Genomic DNA, 17,203 nt, shown 5'->3' with positions numbered 1-17,203 from the left:
CTGCGGGGCGGCGGGCGGGTCGGCGGTTGCTAGTTGCCGAACTCCGTGTCGATGAGGTCGAAGAGTTCGTCGTCGGAGGCGGCGTCGAAGTCGAGTTCCTCCTCGGCGGGCGGGGTTCCGTTCGCTGTCGACCAGGTGGCCAGGAGGCCCTGGAGCCGGGTGGCCACCTGGGCGCGGGCCGAGTCGTCGGCGGGCGTCTCGGCCAACGTGGCTTCGAGCCTGCTCAGTTCGGCCAGCAGCGGATGCGTTCCGGCCGCGGACGGTGTCGTGGGGTCGAGCCGGCCGTGGAGGTACTGCGCGAGGGAGAGCGGCGCCGGGTAGTCGAAGACGACCGTGGCGGGGAGGGGGAGCCCCGTGGCGCCGCGGAGGCGGTTGCGCAGTTCGACCGAGGTGAGCGAGTCGAAGCCGGTGTCCTTGAACGCCGTCTCCGGCCTGACCTGTTCCGGACCGGTGTGGCCGAGGACGATCGCCACCTGGCCTCGTACGAGTTCGAGCAGCAGCGCCTGCTGCTCGGTGGCCGAAAGTCCGGCAAGCCGTGCGGCCAGTCCGCCGCCGGTGCCGCCGCCGGAATGGGCCTGCTGCCGACCGGGGCGGACCAGTCCGCGCAGCAGCGGAGGGACTCCCCCGCCGAGCACGGCGTCGGCCCGGACCGCCCGCAGGTCGAGCCTGGCCGGTACGAGGAGGGCTGTGCTGTCTCCAGGGCCTGTGCCAAAAGCGGCGTCGTCCGCACAGGCCCTGAGGGCCTCGTCGAACAGCTCCATGCCTTCGACCGCTGTCAGCGGTTCCACGCCGCCGCGGCGCCCGGTCCGGTCCTGGCCGGTCGCCGGGGCGGCGTCGGGAGCAGTGGGCTCCGGGTCGGCGATCTGCGCCCAGAGACTCCAGGCCAGCGACAGGGCGGGCAGGCCCTCGGCACGGCGGCGGTGGGCCACCGCGTCGACGTAGGCGTTGGCCGCCGCGTAGGCGCCGGTACCGGCGCCCAGGAAGACGGACGAGGCGGACGACATGAGGACGAACGCCTTGAGTTCCGGGGCGAGTTCACGGGTCAGCTCGTCCAGGTGCCGGACCGCGGTGGCCTTCGGCGCGAAGACCTGGGCCAGCCGTTCCGGGGCCATCTCGCCGATCAGGCCGGCGTCGAAGACCCGGGCGGCGTGGACGACCGCGGTCAGCGGGTGCTCGGCAGGTACTGAGGCCAGCAGCTCGGCGACCGCGTCCCGGTCGGTGACGTCGCACGCCACGACCGACACCTCGGCGCCCTCGGCCGTCAACCGCGCCACGAGCTCCGCCGCGCCGTCGGCGTCCAGTCCTCGCCGGCCTGCGAGGACCAGGTGGCGCGCGCCGTACTCCGCGACCAGATGGCGGGCGGTCAGTGCACCGAGCGATCCGGTACCGCCGGTGACGAGAACCGTGCCGTGGGGGTCGAGCGGGAACCGTTCGGGGAGGGAGGCGGCAGGCCGTCCCGACTGCTGTACCCGCGTACGGACAAGGCGCGGCACGGTCAGCGCCGTACCGACGACCGCCACCTGTGGTTCGCCACTCGCGAGGACTGCGTCCAGGAGAGCGGAATCGAGGGCGGTGGGCCCGGGTGTGGCGGAGGCGGTGGTTGAGTCGGGCGCCGCCGGGTTCAGGTCGAGGAGGACGATCCGCTCCGGGTTCTCGGCCTGGGCGGCCCGGATCAGGCCCCAGACCGCTGCGCCGGCCGGGTCGGTCACCGCGGCGTCACCGCCCGCGGGCACCGCGCCGCGGGTCACGACGACGAGCCGGGAACTCTCCAGTGCCTCGTCGGCCAGCCACGCCTGCGTCACCGACAGGACACGCGAGACCACGTTCGGAAGGACTCCCTCGTCCTCGCCGCTCGCGACACCGTCCCGGCCGGCGATGGCCTCCAGGACCACCGCCGGTGGCACGTCCGCCCCGCCGGTCAGACCTGCCAGGTCCTCCGGGGTGGATACGGTCACCGGGCACTCCTCCGCGGCCACAACCGCCCCGGTGCTCTGGAACGACAGCTCTGCGAGTGGGGTCCACTCCACGCGGAAAAGCCCGGGCCCGCCGTCGCTCGCGGTGCCCGCCGCGGACTCCAACTGGGCTGCGGACACCGGTCGGAGCGCGACAGCGTCGGCCGACAGGACCGACCCGCCCGTCTCGTCGACGGCGGTCAGCGACAGCGCGTCCGGCCCCTGCGGCGCGATCCGCACCCGCAGTGCCGTGGCACCGGCGGCGTGCAGCGTCAGCCCACGCCACTCAAGCGGCTGCCATGTCCGCTCGCGGTCTTCCGGCGTGGCGCCCGACAGCAGCACCGGGTGCAGGGCGGTGTCGAGCAGAGCGGGATGGATGCCGAAGCGGGCTGCGCTGTCGCGCTGTTCCTCCGGCAGGGCGACCTCGGCGAAGATCTCCTCGCCGCGCCGCCACACCGCACGCAGGCCCTGGAACACCGGGCCGTGCTCGTAGCCATGGGCGACCAGGTCGGCGTGGATGCCTTCCCCATCGACCTTCTGGGCCCCGGGCGGCGGCCAGGTGACGAAGTCGGCCCGCGTGCTGACGGCCGCCTTCGCCACCGCTCCGAGGACACCGGTGGCGTGGCGGACCCATGCCTCACCGCCAGTGGAGTCGGCTTCCGCGCCTTCACGGGTCGAGTAGATGTCGACGCTGCGCGTGCCGTTCTCGCCCGGGCCGCCGACTGCGACCTGGACGCGGACACCGCCGTGGGCGGGGACGACCAGTGGCGCCTCGATGACCAGTTCGTCGAGCGTGCCGCAGCCGACCTCGTCGCCGGCCCGCACCGCCAGCTCGACCAGCCCAGCGCCGGGGACGAGGACGACCCCGTCGACGGCATGGTCCGCGAGCCAGGCGTGCGTACGCAGGGAGAGACGAGAAGTGAAGACCAGGCCGTTGGAGTGCGGGAGTCGCACCACCGCACCGAGCAGCGGGTGATCGGCCTTGCCCTGCCCGAGGGACGCCGCATCGGTGGTGACGCCGGCCCGGAGCCAGTAGTGCTGGTGGTCGAAGGCGTACGTCGGGAGGTCGAGGTGCGCGGCACCCGCGACCGGCAACATTCCCGCCCAGTCGACCGATCCCCCGCGAACAAAGACTTCGGCGGTCGCGGTGAGGAGGGTCTGCGCCTCGGAACGACCGTCCCGCAAAGCCGCGACACACGTCGCCCGCTCACCGGCCGACTCGGCCACCACACCCGACAGGGCGGCGCCCGGGCCGAGTTCGATGACAACCACATCGCCGTCGCCGGCTGCAGCCGTGACGCCGTCGGCGAAGCGCACCGGCCGGCGGACGTGGTCGACCCAGTACCGCGGGTCGGTGAGCTGCCCCGGCTCGGCAAGCCGCCCGGTCACGTTCGACACCACCGGGAACTCCGGCTCCGACCACGACACCTGAGACAGCACAGCAGCGAACTCGTCGAGCATCGGCTCCATCAGGACGGAGTGGAACGCGTGCGAGACAGTCAGCCGCTTGGTCTTACGACCCTGCTCCCCGAGCTTCGCCGCCACCGCCAACACGGCGTCCTCGACACCCGACAGCACTACTGATGCGGGGCCATTGACCGCCGCCAGACCCATACCCTCACCCAGCAGCCCGGCGACCTCCGCCTCCGAAGCCGCCACAGCGACCATCGCACCACCCGACGGAAGTGCTTCCATCAACCGCCCGCGCGCCGCCACCACCACCGCCGCATCCGCCAGCGACAGAACCCCCGCCACATGAGCCGCCGTGATCTCACCGATCGAATGGCCCATCACCGCATCCGGCTTGATCCCCCACGACTCCACCAACCGGAACAACGCCGTCTCCACCGCGAACAGACCGGCTTGCGTGAACACCGTCCGACTCAGATCACCGGCCCCACCCAGGACCACATCCCTGACCGAGTGCTCCACCCAGCCCGACAACTGACCGTCCAGCACGGCGCAAGCCTCGTCGAAGGCTTCCGCGAACACCGGGTACCGGTCGTACAGTTCACGGCCCATACCGACCCGCTGCGAACCCTGACCCGGAAACACCACCACCGTACGAACAGCCGAAACCCGGTTGCCCGTCACCAAGCCCGCAGCCGACTCACCCCGCGCCAACGCACCCAACCCGGCAAGCGCGTCCTCACGCGAACCGGCCACGACCACCGCACGCTCGGACAGCAGCGCACGCTCCCCGACCAGCGCCCCCGCGATCTCCGGCAGGGTCGCACCATCAGCGGCGCCGATGAACGACGCCAGTCGCTCGGCCTGGCCCGCCAGCGCGCCTGCGCTCTTCGCCGATACGACCAGGGGCACCGCACCCTCGGTCGGTGCTTCGGCCGGCTCGGCGAGCTCGACCTCCGGCGCCTGCTCCAGGATCAGGTGCGCGTTGGTCCCGCTGAGCCCGAAGGAGGAGACGCCCGCCCGGCGCGGTCGGCCGGTTTCGGGCCACGCCCGCGCCTCGGTGAGCAGTTCGACCGCACCCGCCGACCAGTCCACCTGCGACGACGGAACGTCCACGTGCAGGGTGGGCGGCATGACGCCATGGCGCAGCGCCTCCACCATCTTGATGACGCCGGCGACACCCGAGGCCGCCTGGGTGTGGCCGATGTTCGACTTCAGGGAGCCCAGCCAGAGGGGGTGCTCCGGATCGCGATCCCGCCCGTACGTGGCCAGGAGCGCCTGCGCCTCGATCGGGTCGCCCAGGACCGTGCCGGTGCCGTGGCCCTCGACCATGTCGATGTCCGACGTGGACAGGCCGACCGCGGCCAGCGCCTTGCGGATCACCCGTTGCTGGGACGGGCCGTTCGGGGCCGTCAGACCGTTCGACGCGCCGTCCTGGTTCACCGCTGAACCCCGTACGACCGCCAGCACCCGGTGCCCGTTCCTGCGCGCCTCCGACAGACGCTCCAGTACGACGACGCCCGCACCCTCGGCCCAACCCGTACCGTCCGCGGCATCCGCGTACGACTTGCACCGGCCGTCGACCGCCAGGCCCCGCTGCCGCGAGAACTGAACGAAGGCCCCGGTGCCGGTCATGACGGCCGCGCCGCTGGCGAGGGCGAGCGAGCACTCTCCCTGACGGAGCGACTGCGAGGCCAGGTGGATGGCGACGAGCGACGACGAGCAGGCCGTGTCGACGGTCACCGCCGGCCCCTCGAACCCGAACACGTACGACACACGCCCCGACGCCACGCTGGTGCCGGCCCCGGTCGTGACGAAGCCCTCCAGCTCGGCGGGCACGTCGCTGCCCGAACCATAGCCCTGGCCCATCAGGCCGGAGAACACCCCGACGTCCCGGCCCTTCAACGTCCCCGGGTCGATACCGGCCCGCTCCAACGCCTCCCACGAGGTCTCCAGCAACAGCCGCTGCTGCGGATCCATCGCCAGCGCCTCACGCGGCGAGATCCCGAAGAAGCCCGCGTCGAACAGACCAGCCCCCTGCAGGAACCCACCCTGGTCGGCGTACGAGGTGCCCGCCTTGCCCGGATCCGCGTCGAACAAACCCTCAAGATCCCAGCCCCGGTCCTCCGGGAAGCCCGACACCGCGTCCCGGCCCTCGCTGACCAGCCGCCACAGGTCCTCCGGACTCGCCACACCACCCGGCAGGCGGCACGCCATACCCACGATCGCGATCGGCTCACCGGGATCGGCTGGTGCCGCCACGGACATGGCCGGCGATGCCGGGGCCGCGGTCTCCGGCGACACGCCGAGCTCATCGTGCAGATGGCGGGCGAGCGCGAGCGGCGTCGGGTGGTCGAAGACGACGGTGGCGGTCAGCTTGAGGCCGGTCGCCTCGCGAAGCCGGTTACGCAGGTCGACCGAGGTGAGCGAGTCGAATCCGGTCTCGCGGAAGGCGGTCTCGACCGGCACTCCGTCTGGCCCGGCGTGGCCGAGGACGGTCGCCGCGTGCGTACGCACGAGGTCGAGGAGCAGTGCTTCCTGCTCGTCGGCCGTCAGTCCGGCCAGCCGGGCGGCAAGGACACCGGTGACTTCGCCCTCGGCGGCGGGGCGGGCGGTCTGCCGGGCGACCCGTATCAGGCCCCGCAACAGTGGCTGGACCGCGCCTCCGGCGGTCGCGTCGGCGCGCATCGACCGTAGGTCGAGCTTGATCGGGACCAGCAGGGCCTCGCCGTTGCGCAGTGCGGTGTCGAACAGGTCCAGGCCCTCGGCCGACGTCAGGGCCCGATTCCGGCTCCGGCTCACGCGCGACGCGTCGCTGTCGTCCAGGTGGGCGGTCATGGCGGTGGCCTGCTCCCACAGGCCCCAGGCCAGCGACTGGCCGGGCAGGCCGTCCGAGCGGCGCCGGTGCGCCACGGCGTCGAGGTAGGCGTTCGCCGCGGCGTAGTTGCCCTGGCCCGCCGAGCCGAACACTCCGGCGGCGGACGAGAAGACCACGAACGCCTTTAGTTCCGGGGCGAGTTCACGGGTCAGCTCGTCCAAATGCCGTACGGCCGTGACCTTCGGCCCGAACACGTACGCCAGCCGCTCCAGCGTCAGCGCACCGATCACACCGTCGTCCAACACACCGGCCGTGTGGACGACACCGGTCAGCGGATGCTCCGCCGGTACGGCTGCCAACAGCTCGGACACGGCGTCCCGATCCGTGACGTCACACGCGACGACCGTCACCGATGCGCCCGACTCCGTCAGATCGGCCGTCAGTTCGGCGACATTCTCGGCATCGGGACCGCGCCGGCCGGCCAGCAGGAGATGCCGTACGCCATGCTCCGCGACCAGTCGCCGGGCCACCAGACCGCCCAGTGTGCCCGTGCCTCCGGTGATCAGCACTGTTCCGTCCGGCGCGAAGGTGACTGGGGTGCCGGAGCCGGGGCCGGAGCGGGCGAGACGGGGGGCGAAGAGTGCGGTGCCGCGCACGGCGACCTGGGGCTCACCGGTCGCGAGGACGGCAGCCAGCACCGGTTCGACGTCGGTGCCGGGTGCGGCATCGGTGTCGAGGAGCACGAACCGGTCCGGGTGCTCGGCCTGGGCGACCCGGACCAGGCCCCAGACGGCGGCGCCGGCCGGGTCCGCGAGGTCGGCGGCGTCACCCGCGGGCACCGCGCCACGGGTGACCACGACCAGCGTGGCCTCGTCCAGGCCAGGGGCGGCCAGCCATGCCTGGACGACCTCCAGAACACGACCGGTCAGGGCGAGCGTCTCGTCGTCGTCCGAACCGTCACCAGCAGCGTCCAGGACGACGACCGGCGGTACGCCCGCACCGTTGTTCAGCATGGCCACGTGGTCCGGGGAGGCCACGGGCACCCAGGCGGGCGGCATTTCCATGCCCGGGGCCGCGCTGCCGGGCAGCTCGGTCCACTCCACCTGGAACAGGGCGTCCCGGCTGTCGTCGGCAGCCGTCCGGCCCAGCTGTTCGACCGGCACGGGCCGGGAGACCAACGACTGCAGACTGAGCACCGGGCCGCCGGTCCCGTCGGCGGCTTCGAGGGAAAGGGTGTGGGCGGCGGACCGCACCAGACGCACCCGCAGCGCGGAGGCACCAGCGGCATGCAGGCTCAGCCCGTTCCAGCCGAACGGCAGGTGTACGCCGGCGTCGGCATCACCACGGCCCTCACCCTCCGGGTCCGCGAGCGCCACATCCAGCATCACCGGGTGCAGGGCCGCGTCCAGCAGAGCGGGGTGAATACCGAACCGGGCAGCACTGTCCCGCTGTTCGTCGGGCAGCGTGACCTCGGCGAACAGTTCCTCGCCGCGCCGCCATACCGCCTGGACTCCCTGGAACACCGGGCCGTAGCCGTAACCCGCCGCCGCCAGCAGGTCGTAGCCGCCCGCGACCTCAACCTGCTCGGCGCCGGGGGGCGGCCATGCGGTGAAGTCGAAGCCGGGAGCGGAAGTGGTGTCGGTCGCCGTGAGGGTGCCGGTGGCATGGCGGGTCCAGGCATCGGTAGCGGTGTCGCCGGTGGCGTCCTCACGGGTCGAGTAGACGGCGACGGTACGGGCTCCGGTCTCGTCCGGTCCGCCGACACTGACCTGGACACGGACGCCGCCCTGCTCGGGCAGGACGAGGGGCGCCTCGATGACCAGTTCGTCGAGCGTGCCGCAGCCGACCTCGTCACCCGCGCGAACGGCCAGTTCCACCAGTCCGGTGCCGGGCACGAGCACGGCGTCACCCACGGCGTGGTCCGCGAGCCAGGAGTGCGTACGCAGCGACAGGCGGGAGGTGCACAGCACACCGCCGGTCTCCGGCACCACCACAACGGCGCCGATCATGGGGTGGTCGGCAGTGGCCTGCCCGAGCGCGACAGCATCGGTCGCAGCAGCGGTCTGCAACCAGTAGTGCTGGTGGTCGAAGGCGTACGTCGGGAGGTCGACGTGACCGTTGGCGGCACCGTCCGGCAGGACCCCGGTCCAGTCGACGGGCACACCCCGCACGAACACTTCGGCCATCGAGGTCAGCAGTCGGCGCAGGCCGCCCTCGTCGCGGCGCAGCGAACCACCCACCACCGCCTCGACATCCGCCTGGTCGACGATCTCGCTGACCGGCTGGACCAGGACGGGGTGGGCACTGGCCTCCACGAACACCGTGTGACCCCCAGCAAGGAGATCGGCGATCGCCGGACCGAAGCGGACCTGACCACGCAGGTTGCGATACCAGTAACCACCGTCGAGGACACCCGCCTCCCGCACCCACCCACCGGTCACGGTCGACAGGAACGGCACGAGCGGAGCCTGAGCACGGATGTCGGCGAACGCGACGGCCAGCGTCTCCTCGATATCCTCGACATGCCGTGTGTGAGAGGCGTAGTCCACCGCGACCCGACGCACCCGCACACCATCCGCCGCCAGCACATCGAGTGCCTCATCCAGGGCTTCGGCGTCACCGGCGATGACCACCGACGCCGGACCGTTGACCGCCGCGACCTCGACCCGGCCCGCCCAGCGCTCCAGCCGCTCGGCGACGTCGGCCTCTGCCAGTGCCACCGAGGCCATGCCTCCCCGGCCCGCGAGGCTCCCGGCGATGACCTGGCTGCGCACCGCCACAATCCGGGCAGCGTCCTCCAACGACAACGCGCCCGACACGCACGCGGCGGCGATCTCCCCCTGCGAGTGACCCACCACCGCATCCGGCACCACACCCACCGACGCCCACACCGCAGCCAGACCCACCATCACCGCGAAACTCGCCGGCTGCAACACATCGACCCGCTCCAGCAGTTCGGCCGGAGCGTCCCCCCGCAGCACATCCACGAGCGACCAGTCGACCCAACGATCCAGCGCCGCCGCGCACTCGGCGATCCGCTCCGCGAACACCGGTGAGGAGTCGAGGAGTTCACGACCCATACCCGCCCACTGCGAACCCTGACCCGGAAACACCAACACCGTCCGACCAGCAGCCACACCACCACCAGTGACAACGACAGGACTCGACTCACCCCGCGCCAGCGCACGCAACCCCGCCAACGCCTCACCCAGCGAACCGGCCGCCACCACCGCACGCTCGGACAGCACCGCCCGCCGCGAAGCCAGCGCCGCCGCGAGCTGCGGCAGCGTCGTACCGTCCTCGGCCTCGATGAAAGACGCCAGCCGCTCCGCCTGCCCCACCAGCGCACCGGCGCTCCGCGCCGACACCACCAGCGGTGCCACACCTTCGGCCGGAACCGACGTCGGCGCAGGCTCCTCCTCCGGCGCCTGCTCCAGGATCAGGTGGGCGTTCGTCCCGCTGAGCCCGAAGGACGAGACACCCGCCCGGCGCGGCCTGCCTGTGACCGGCCACTCCCGCGCCTCCGTCAGCAGCTCGACCGCCCCCTCCGACCAGTCCACCTGCGGCGTCGGCTCCTCGACGTGCAGCGTGGGCGGCAACACGCCGTGCCGCAGCGCCTCCACCATCTTGATCACACCGGCCACACCGGCCGCGGCCTGGGTGTGACCGAAGTTCGACTTGACGGAGCCCAGCCACAGGGGTCGCTCCGGGTCCCGGTCCCGGCCGTACGTGGCGAGCAGGGCCTGCGCCTCGATCGGATCGCCGAGCACCGTCCCGGTGCCGTGCGCCTCCACCACGTCCACCTCGGCCGCCGACAGGCCGGCCGATGCGAGGGCCCTGCGGATGACGCGCTGCTGGGAGGGACCGTTGGGCGCCGTCAGGCCGTTGGACGCGCCGTCCTGGTTGACCGCCGAGCCACGGACGACCGCGAGCACTTGATGGCCGTTGCGGCGCGCTTCCGACAGTCGTTCCAGGACCACGACGCCCACGCCCTCGGCCCAGCCCGTTCCGTCGGCGGTCGAGGAGAAGGGCTTGCAGCGGCCGTCGGCAGCGAGCGCCTTCTGCCGCGAGAACTCGACGAAAGTGTGCGGAGTCGCCATCACGGTCGCGCCGCTGGCCACGGCGAGGGTGCATTCGCCCTGGCGCAGCGACTGCGCGGCCAGGTGCATGGCCACGAGGGAGGACGAGCAGGCCGTGTCCACGGTCACCGCCGGGCCCTCGAAGCCGAACACGTACGAGATGCGGCCCGAGGCCACGCTCATCGCGGAGCCGGTCGCCGTGAAGCCGCTCAGCTCCGGCGCGATGACGCCGCCGATGCCGTACCCCTGGTTCATGACGCCGGAGAAGACGCCGACTTCTCGGCCCTTGAACGCCGCCGGGTCGATGCCGGCCCGCTCCAACGCCTCCCACGAGGTCTCGAGCAACAGCCGCTGCTGCGGGTCCATGGCGAGGGCCTCACGCGGCGAGATCCCGAAGAAGCCCGCGTCGAACTGCCCGGCTCCGTAGAGGAATCCGCCCTGGTCGACGTAGGACGTACCGGCCCGGTCCGGGTCCGAGTCGAACAGGTCCTCGACGTCCCAGCCGCGGTCCTCCGGGAAGCCGGAGATCGCGTCCCGACCCTCCGACACCAGCCGCCACAGGTCGTCCGGGGTCACGACTCCGCCAGGCAGACGGCAGGCCATGCCGACGATGGCGATGGGTTCGTCGGGGTTGACCGCCAGTCCCATGGGGACGGCTGCGGCTCCGGCCGCCGTGTCACCGAGTTCCTCGGCCAGGTGGCGGGCGAGCGCCAGCGGTGTGGGGTAGTCGAAGACGACGGTAGCGGTCAGTTTGAGGCCGGTGGCCTCGCGCAGACGGTTGCGCAGCTCGACCGAGGTGAGCGAGTCGAAGCCGGCTTCCTTGAACGCCGTCTCCGCTCCGACGTTCGCGACCCCGGCGTGGCCGAGCACGTTCGCCACCTGACCGCGGACCAGGTCGAGCAGCAGCGCCTCCTGCTCCTGCGGTGCGAGGCCGACGAGCCGGGCGGCGAGCCCGCCACCGCTCGCCCCTGCCGCCGCCCGTGCCTGCCTTCGGCCGGTGTGCACCAGGCCGCGCAGCAGGGTCGGGATGCCACGGCCCGCCGCCGCGTCGGCGCGCAACGCCCGCAGGTCCAGCTTGATCGGCACCGCCAGGGCGGTGGGGATCCGCAGGGCCGCGTCGAACAGCCGCATGCCCTCGACGGGGGCGATGGCCAGCCAGCCGCCACGGCTCATACGGGCCTGGTCGGCGGCGTCCAGATGGGCGGTCATGCCGCTGGTCTGCTCCCACAGGCCCCAGGCGAGTGACGTACCCGGCAGCCCCGCCGCCCGCCGCCGGTGAGCCACCGCGTCCACATAGGCGTTCGCCGCCGCATAGTTGCCCTGACCGGCCGAACCGAACAACCCGGACGCGGACGAGAACACCGCGAACACCGACAGGTCCATGCCCCGAGTCAGCTCATCCAAATGCCCCACAGCCGCGACCTTCGGCCCGAACACATACGCCAACCGCTCCGGCGTCAACGCACCGATCACACCGTCGTCCAACACACCAGCCGTATGCACGACCCCAGTCAGCGGATGCTCCGCCGACACCGAACCAAGAAGCCCAGCCACCGCATCCCGGTCGGCCACATCACACGCCGCCACCGCCACCGACTCCGCACCCAACTCCCGCAGCTCGGCAACCAGTTCCGCCGCACCCACCGCATCCGGGCCACGCCGACTCGCCAGCACCAGATGACGAGCGCCGTACTCGGACACCAGGTGACGAGCCACCACAGCACCCAACGAACCCGTACCACCGGTCACCAGCACCGTCCCCTCCGCATCAAGGGGTTTCGGGACGCTCAGCACGATCTTGCCGATGTGCTGGGCCTGGCTCATGTAGCGGAACGCGTCCGGTGCACTGCGCACGTCCCATGCGGTACGCGGCAGCGGGGTAAGCTCCCCCGCTTCGAACAGTCCCATCAATTCGGTGAGCATCTGCTGGATGCGGTCAGGACCGGCCTCAATCAGGTCGAATGCCTGGTAGGCAACCCCTGGGTACGTCCTGGCGACGGTGTCTGCATCCCGGATATCGGTTTTGCCCATCTCGATGAACCTGCCGCCGCGGGGTAGCAGCCGCAGCGACGCGTCCACGAGCTCCCCGGCCAAGCAGTCCAGAACCACATCCATTCCGGCACCCGAGGTCCCGGTCAGGAAGTGCTCCTCGAACTCCGCCGTTCGGGACGAGGCGATGCACGTGTCGTCGAAGCCCAGTTCTCGCAACACCGCCCACTTGCCGGGGCTCGCCGTACCGAACACCCTGGCACCCAGGTGCCGGGCTATCTGCGTAGCGGCCATGCCTACACCGCCGGTGGCGGCATGGATCAGCACCGACTCCCCCGCCCGCAGGCCGCCCAGATCACGCAGGCCGTAATAGGCGGTGAGGAACGCTACGGGGACCGATGCCGCCTGCTGGAACGACCACCCCTCGGGGATCGGGACGACATACCGTCGATCGGTGACAGCGATCGATCCGAACCCCACGCTTGTCAGGCCCATCACCCGGTCGCCGACGGCCAGATCCGTCACACCCTCGCCGACCTCCAGCACGACACCAGCGGCTTCACCGCCCAGCTCAGCCCCACCCGGATACATGCCCAACGCGATCAGAACATCGCGGAAGTTGATGCCCAACGCCCGCAGACCGACCCGGACCTGACCTGCGGCCAACGGCGCCGCGGCACCGGGCTCAGGCAGCAGAGCGAGGTTGTCGAGCGTGCCACCCCCTGTAGCGCCCAACCGCCACTCACGCGCCTCTTCGGGTACCTGCAAGATCCGCTCACTGACATGGACGAACCGAGGCACGGACAGCGCAGTGCCGCGCTTCGCGAGCTGCGGCTCGCCGCAGGCCAGCGCCCGTCCGAGGACCGTGGTGAACGGGTCCTCGGCGGCCGGGTCCAGGTCGAGCAGGACGATCCGGTCGGGGTTCTCGGCCTGGGCAGTGCGGACGAGACCCCAGACAGCTGCCGCGGCCGGATCCACGACATCGCCGTCAGCACCAGCGGGGACAGCACCCCGAGTGACGACCACCAACGAGGAGTCCTCGAAAGCCTCCTCCGCCAGCCAGGCCTGAACCACACCCAGCACCCTGCCCGTCAGCGCGAGCACCTCGTCGACACCGCCGGCCCCACCACCGAAGGCCTCCAGAACGGCCACCGCCGGAACCTCGGCGGCCAAAGCAGCCACGTCTTCAGCCGACGCGACCAGAGCCCACGAAGGCTCCGGCTCGACGACCGCCCCAGGCGTCGCCACCAACTCGGTCCACTCCACCTCGAACAGAGCGTCCCGGCTGTCGTCGGCCGCCGTCCGGCCCAGCTGTTCGACCGGCACGGGCCGGGAGACCAGCGACTGCAGACTGAGCACAGGACCACCGGTCCCGTCGGCGGCTTCGAGGGAAAGGGTGTGGGCGGCGGACCGCACCAGACGCACCCGCAGCTCGGAAGCACCAGTGGCATGCAGACGTAACCCGCTCCAGCCGAACGGCAGATGCACGCCGGCATCGGCATCACCACGGCCCTCACCCGCCGGATCCGCAAGCGCCACATCCAGCATCACCGGGTGCAGGGCCGCGTCCAGCAAAGCAGGGTGAATACCGAACCGGGCAGCACTGTCCCGCTGCTCGTCCGGCAACGCCACCTCGGCAAACAATTCCTCGCCACGCCGCCATACCGCCCGCACTCCCTGGAACACCGGGCCGTAGCCGTAACCCGCCGCCGCCAGCAGGTCGTAGACACCCGCGACCTCAACCTGCTCGGCGCCGGGGGGCGGCCAGGCGGTGAAGTCGAAACTGGGAGCGGAAGTAGCGGCGGTCGCCGTGAGCGTGCCGGTGACATGACGGGTCCAGGCATCGCTCTCGTGGTGCCCGACGGTTTCTTCCGACGTCGAGTAGACGGCGACGGATCGGGAACCGGTCTCGTCCGGTCCGCCGACACTGACTTGGACACGAACAGCGCCCTGCTCGGGCAGCACGAGGGGCGCCTCGATGACCAGCTCCTCCAGTGTGCCGCAGCCGACCTCGTCACCCGCGCGAACGGCCAGCTCCACCAGTCCGGTGCCGGGCATGAGGACGGTGTCGCCCACGGCATGGTCGGCCAGCCATGGATGCGTACGCAGCGACAGGCGGGAGGTGCACAGCACACCGCCGGTCTCCGGCACCACCACAACGGCGCCGATCATGGGGTGGTCGGCAGTGGCCTGCCCGAGCGCGACAGCATCGGTCGCAGCAGCGGTCTGCAACCAGTAGTGCTGGTGGTCGAAGGCGTAGGTCGGGAGGTCGAGGTGCGCGGCACCCGCGACCGGCAACATTCCCGCCCAGTCGACCGATCCCCCGCGAACAAAGACTTCGGCGGTCGCGGTGAGGAGGGTCTGCGCCTCGGAACGACCGTCCCGCAAAGCCGCGACACACGTCGCCCGCTCACCGGCCGACTCGGCCACCACACCCGACAGGGCGGCGCCCGGGCCGAGTTCGATGACAACCACATCACCCTCGCCGACTGCGGCCGTCACGCCGTCGGCGAAGCGGACGGGACGGCGGACGTGGTCGACCCAGTACTGCGGGTCGGTGAGCTGCCCCGGCTCGGCAAGCCGCCCGGTCACGTTCGACACCACCGGGAACTCCGGCTCCGACCACGACACCTGAGACAGCACAGCAGCGAACTCGTCGAGCATCGGCTCCATCAGGACGGAGTGGAACGCGTGCGAAACAGTCAGCCGCTTGGTCTTACGACCCTGCTCCCCCAGCTTCGCCGCCACCGCCAACACGGCATCCTCGACACCCGACAGCACTACTGACGCAGGACCGTTGACCGCCGCCAGACCCACACCCTCACCCAGCAGCCCGGCGACCTCCGCCTCCGACGCCGCCACCGCGACCATCGCACCACCCGACGGCAACGCCTCCATCAACCGCCCACGCGCCGCCACCACCACAGCCGCATCCGCCAGCGACAGAACCCCCGCCACATGAGCCGCCGTGATCTCACCGATCGAATGGCCCATCACCGCATCCGGCCGCACACCCCACGACTCCACCAACCGGAACAACGCCGTCTCCACCGCGAACAGACCAGCTTGCGTGAACACCGTCCGACTCAAATCACCGGCCCCACCCAGGACCACATCCCTGACCGGATGCTCCACCCACCCCGACAACCCACCGTCCAGCGCCGCACATGCCTCATCGAAGGCTTCCGCGAACACCGGGTACCGGTCGTACAGTTCACGGCCCATCCCCACCCGCTGCGAACCCTGCCCCGGAAACACCACCACCGTACGAACCGAACCCCCGGCGCTGCCCCTGACCACACCAGCACTCGACTCACCTCGCGCCAGCGCACCAAGCCCCGCCAACGCCTCCTCACGCGAACCGGCCACCACCACCGCACGCTCCGACAACACCGCCCGCTCAGCGACCAGCGCACCCGCCACGTCCCGCAGGGCGCCGGCGCCCTCGGCACCGACGAACGACGCCAGCCGCTCCGCCTGACCCGCCAGGGACTGGGCACTCTTCGCGGACACCACCAACGGCACCACGCCGTCATCGCTTCCGACCAGCCCCGGCTCCACGGGCTCCGTCTCCGGTGCCTGCTCCAGGATGATGTGCGCGTTCGTCCCGCTGACGCCGAAGGACGACACACCGGCACGGCGCGGCCGGTCCACCTCCGGCCAGGGCTGGGGCCGCTCGATGAGCTGGACCGCGCCGGTCGACCAGTCCACCTCCGAGGACGGGGCATCGACATGCAGGGTGGGCGGCATCACGCCGTGCCGCAGCGCCTGCACCATCTTGATCACACCGGAAACACCCGCAGCCGCCTGCGTATGACCGACGTTCGACTTCAACGAACCCAGCCACAAAGGCCGTTCGACAGGCCGGTCCTGGCCGTACGTCGCCAGCAACGCCTGCGCCTCGATCGGATCACCGAGCACCGTACCCGTGCCATGCCCCTCGACCACATCCACATCGGCCGTGGACAGGCCCGCATTGGCGAGCGCCATGCGGATCACGCGTTGCTGAGAAAGACCGTTCGGCGCCGTCAGGCCGTTGGACGCACCGTCCTGATTCACCGCGGAACCCCGTACGACCGCCAGGATCCGGTGCCCGCGCTCCTGTGCCCGCGAGAGCCGCTCCAGGACCACGACACCGGCGCCCTCGGCCCAGCCCGTACCGTCCGCGGCATCCGCATACGACTTGCACCGGCCATCGGACGCAAGCCCCCGCTGCCGGGAGAACTCCACGAACGTGTGCGGCGTCGCCATCACGGTCGAACCGCCGGCCAGGGCAAGCGAGCACTCGCCCCGGCGCAGCGCCTGGGCAGCGAGATGGAGGGCGACGAGGGAGGACGAGCAGGCCGTGTCGACGGTCACGGCCGGGCCCTCGAAGCCGAACACGTACGAGATACGGCCGGACGCCACGCTGCCGGCCGCCCCCGTCCCGGCGAAGCCCTCCAGCTCCGGTGGGACATTGCCGCCGAAGAAGTAGTCGACGCCCATGATGCCGTTGAAGACGCCGACATCCGTGCCCTTGATCGAGCCGGGAGCGATGCCGGCCCGCTCCAGCGCCTCCCACGAGGTCTCCAGCAACAGCCGCTGCTGCGGGTCCATCGCCAGCGCCTCACGCGGCGAGATCCCGAAGAAGCCCGCGTCGAACTCCCCGGCCTCGTAAAGGAATCCGCCCTGGTTCACGTACGACGTTCCGGCCTTGTCCGGGTCGGAGTCGAACAACCCGTCCAGGTCCCAGCCACGGTCCTCCGGGAAGCCGGTGACACCGTCCCGCCCCTCGCTGACGAGCCGCCACAGGTCCTCAGGGTTCGCCACACCGCCCGGCAGACGGCACGCCATGCCCACGATGGCGATCGGCTCGTCCGCGCTGTGCGCGACCTGCTGCCGCAGGTCGTGCAGCTCGGCCGTGACACGCTTGAGGTACTTGAGGAGTTTCTCGTCCGTGGCCATCTTCGATTTCC

At 71.3% G+C, this 17,203-nt stretch carries 1 protein-coding gene; it reads right to left on the bottom strand.

Going from position 1 to position 17,203, the window contains the following annotated elements:
* Nucleotides 1-29 precede the first annotated feature (29 nt).
* Nucleotides 30-17,192 (bottom strand): SDR family NAD(P)-dependent oxidoreductase, encoded by a 17,163-nt coding sequence (locus PV734_RS09615; protein ID WP_319289249.1) that lies wholly within the window; start codon nt 17,190-17,192, stop codon nt 30-32.
* Nucleotides 17,193-17,203: the final 11 nt, after the last annotated feature.

Source organism: Streptomyces sp. AK08-02 (genome assembly GCF_033795085.1).
GTDB classification, from domain to species: Bacteria; Actinomycetota; Actinomycetes; order Streptomycetales; family Streptomycetaceae; genus Streptomyces; species Streptomyces echiniscabiei.
The sequence above is the reverse complement of the archived record's forward strand: the minus strand, read 5'-3'. Positions and strand labels throughout refer to the sequence as shown.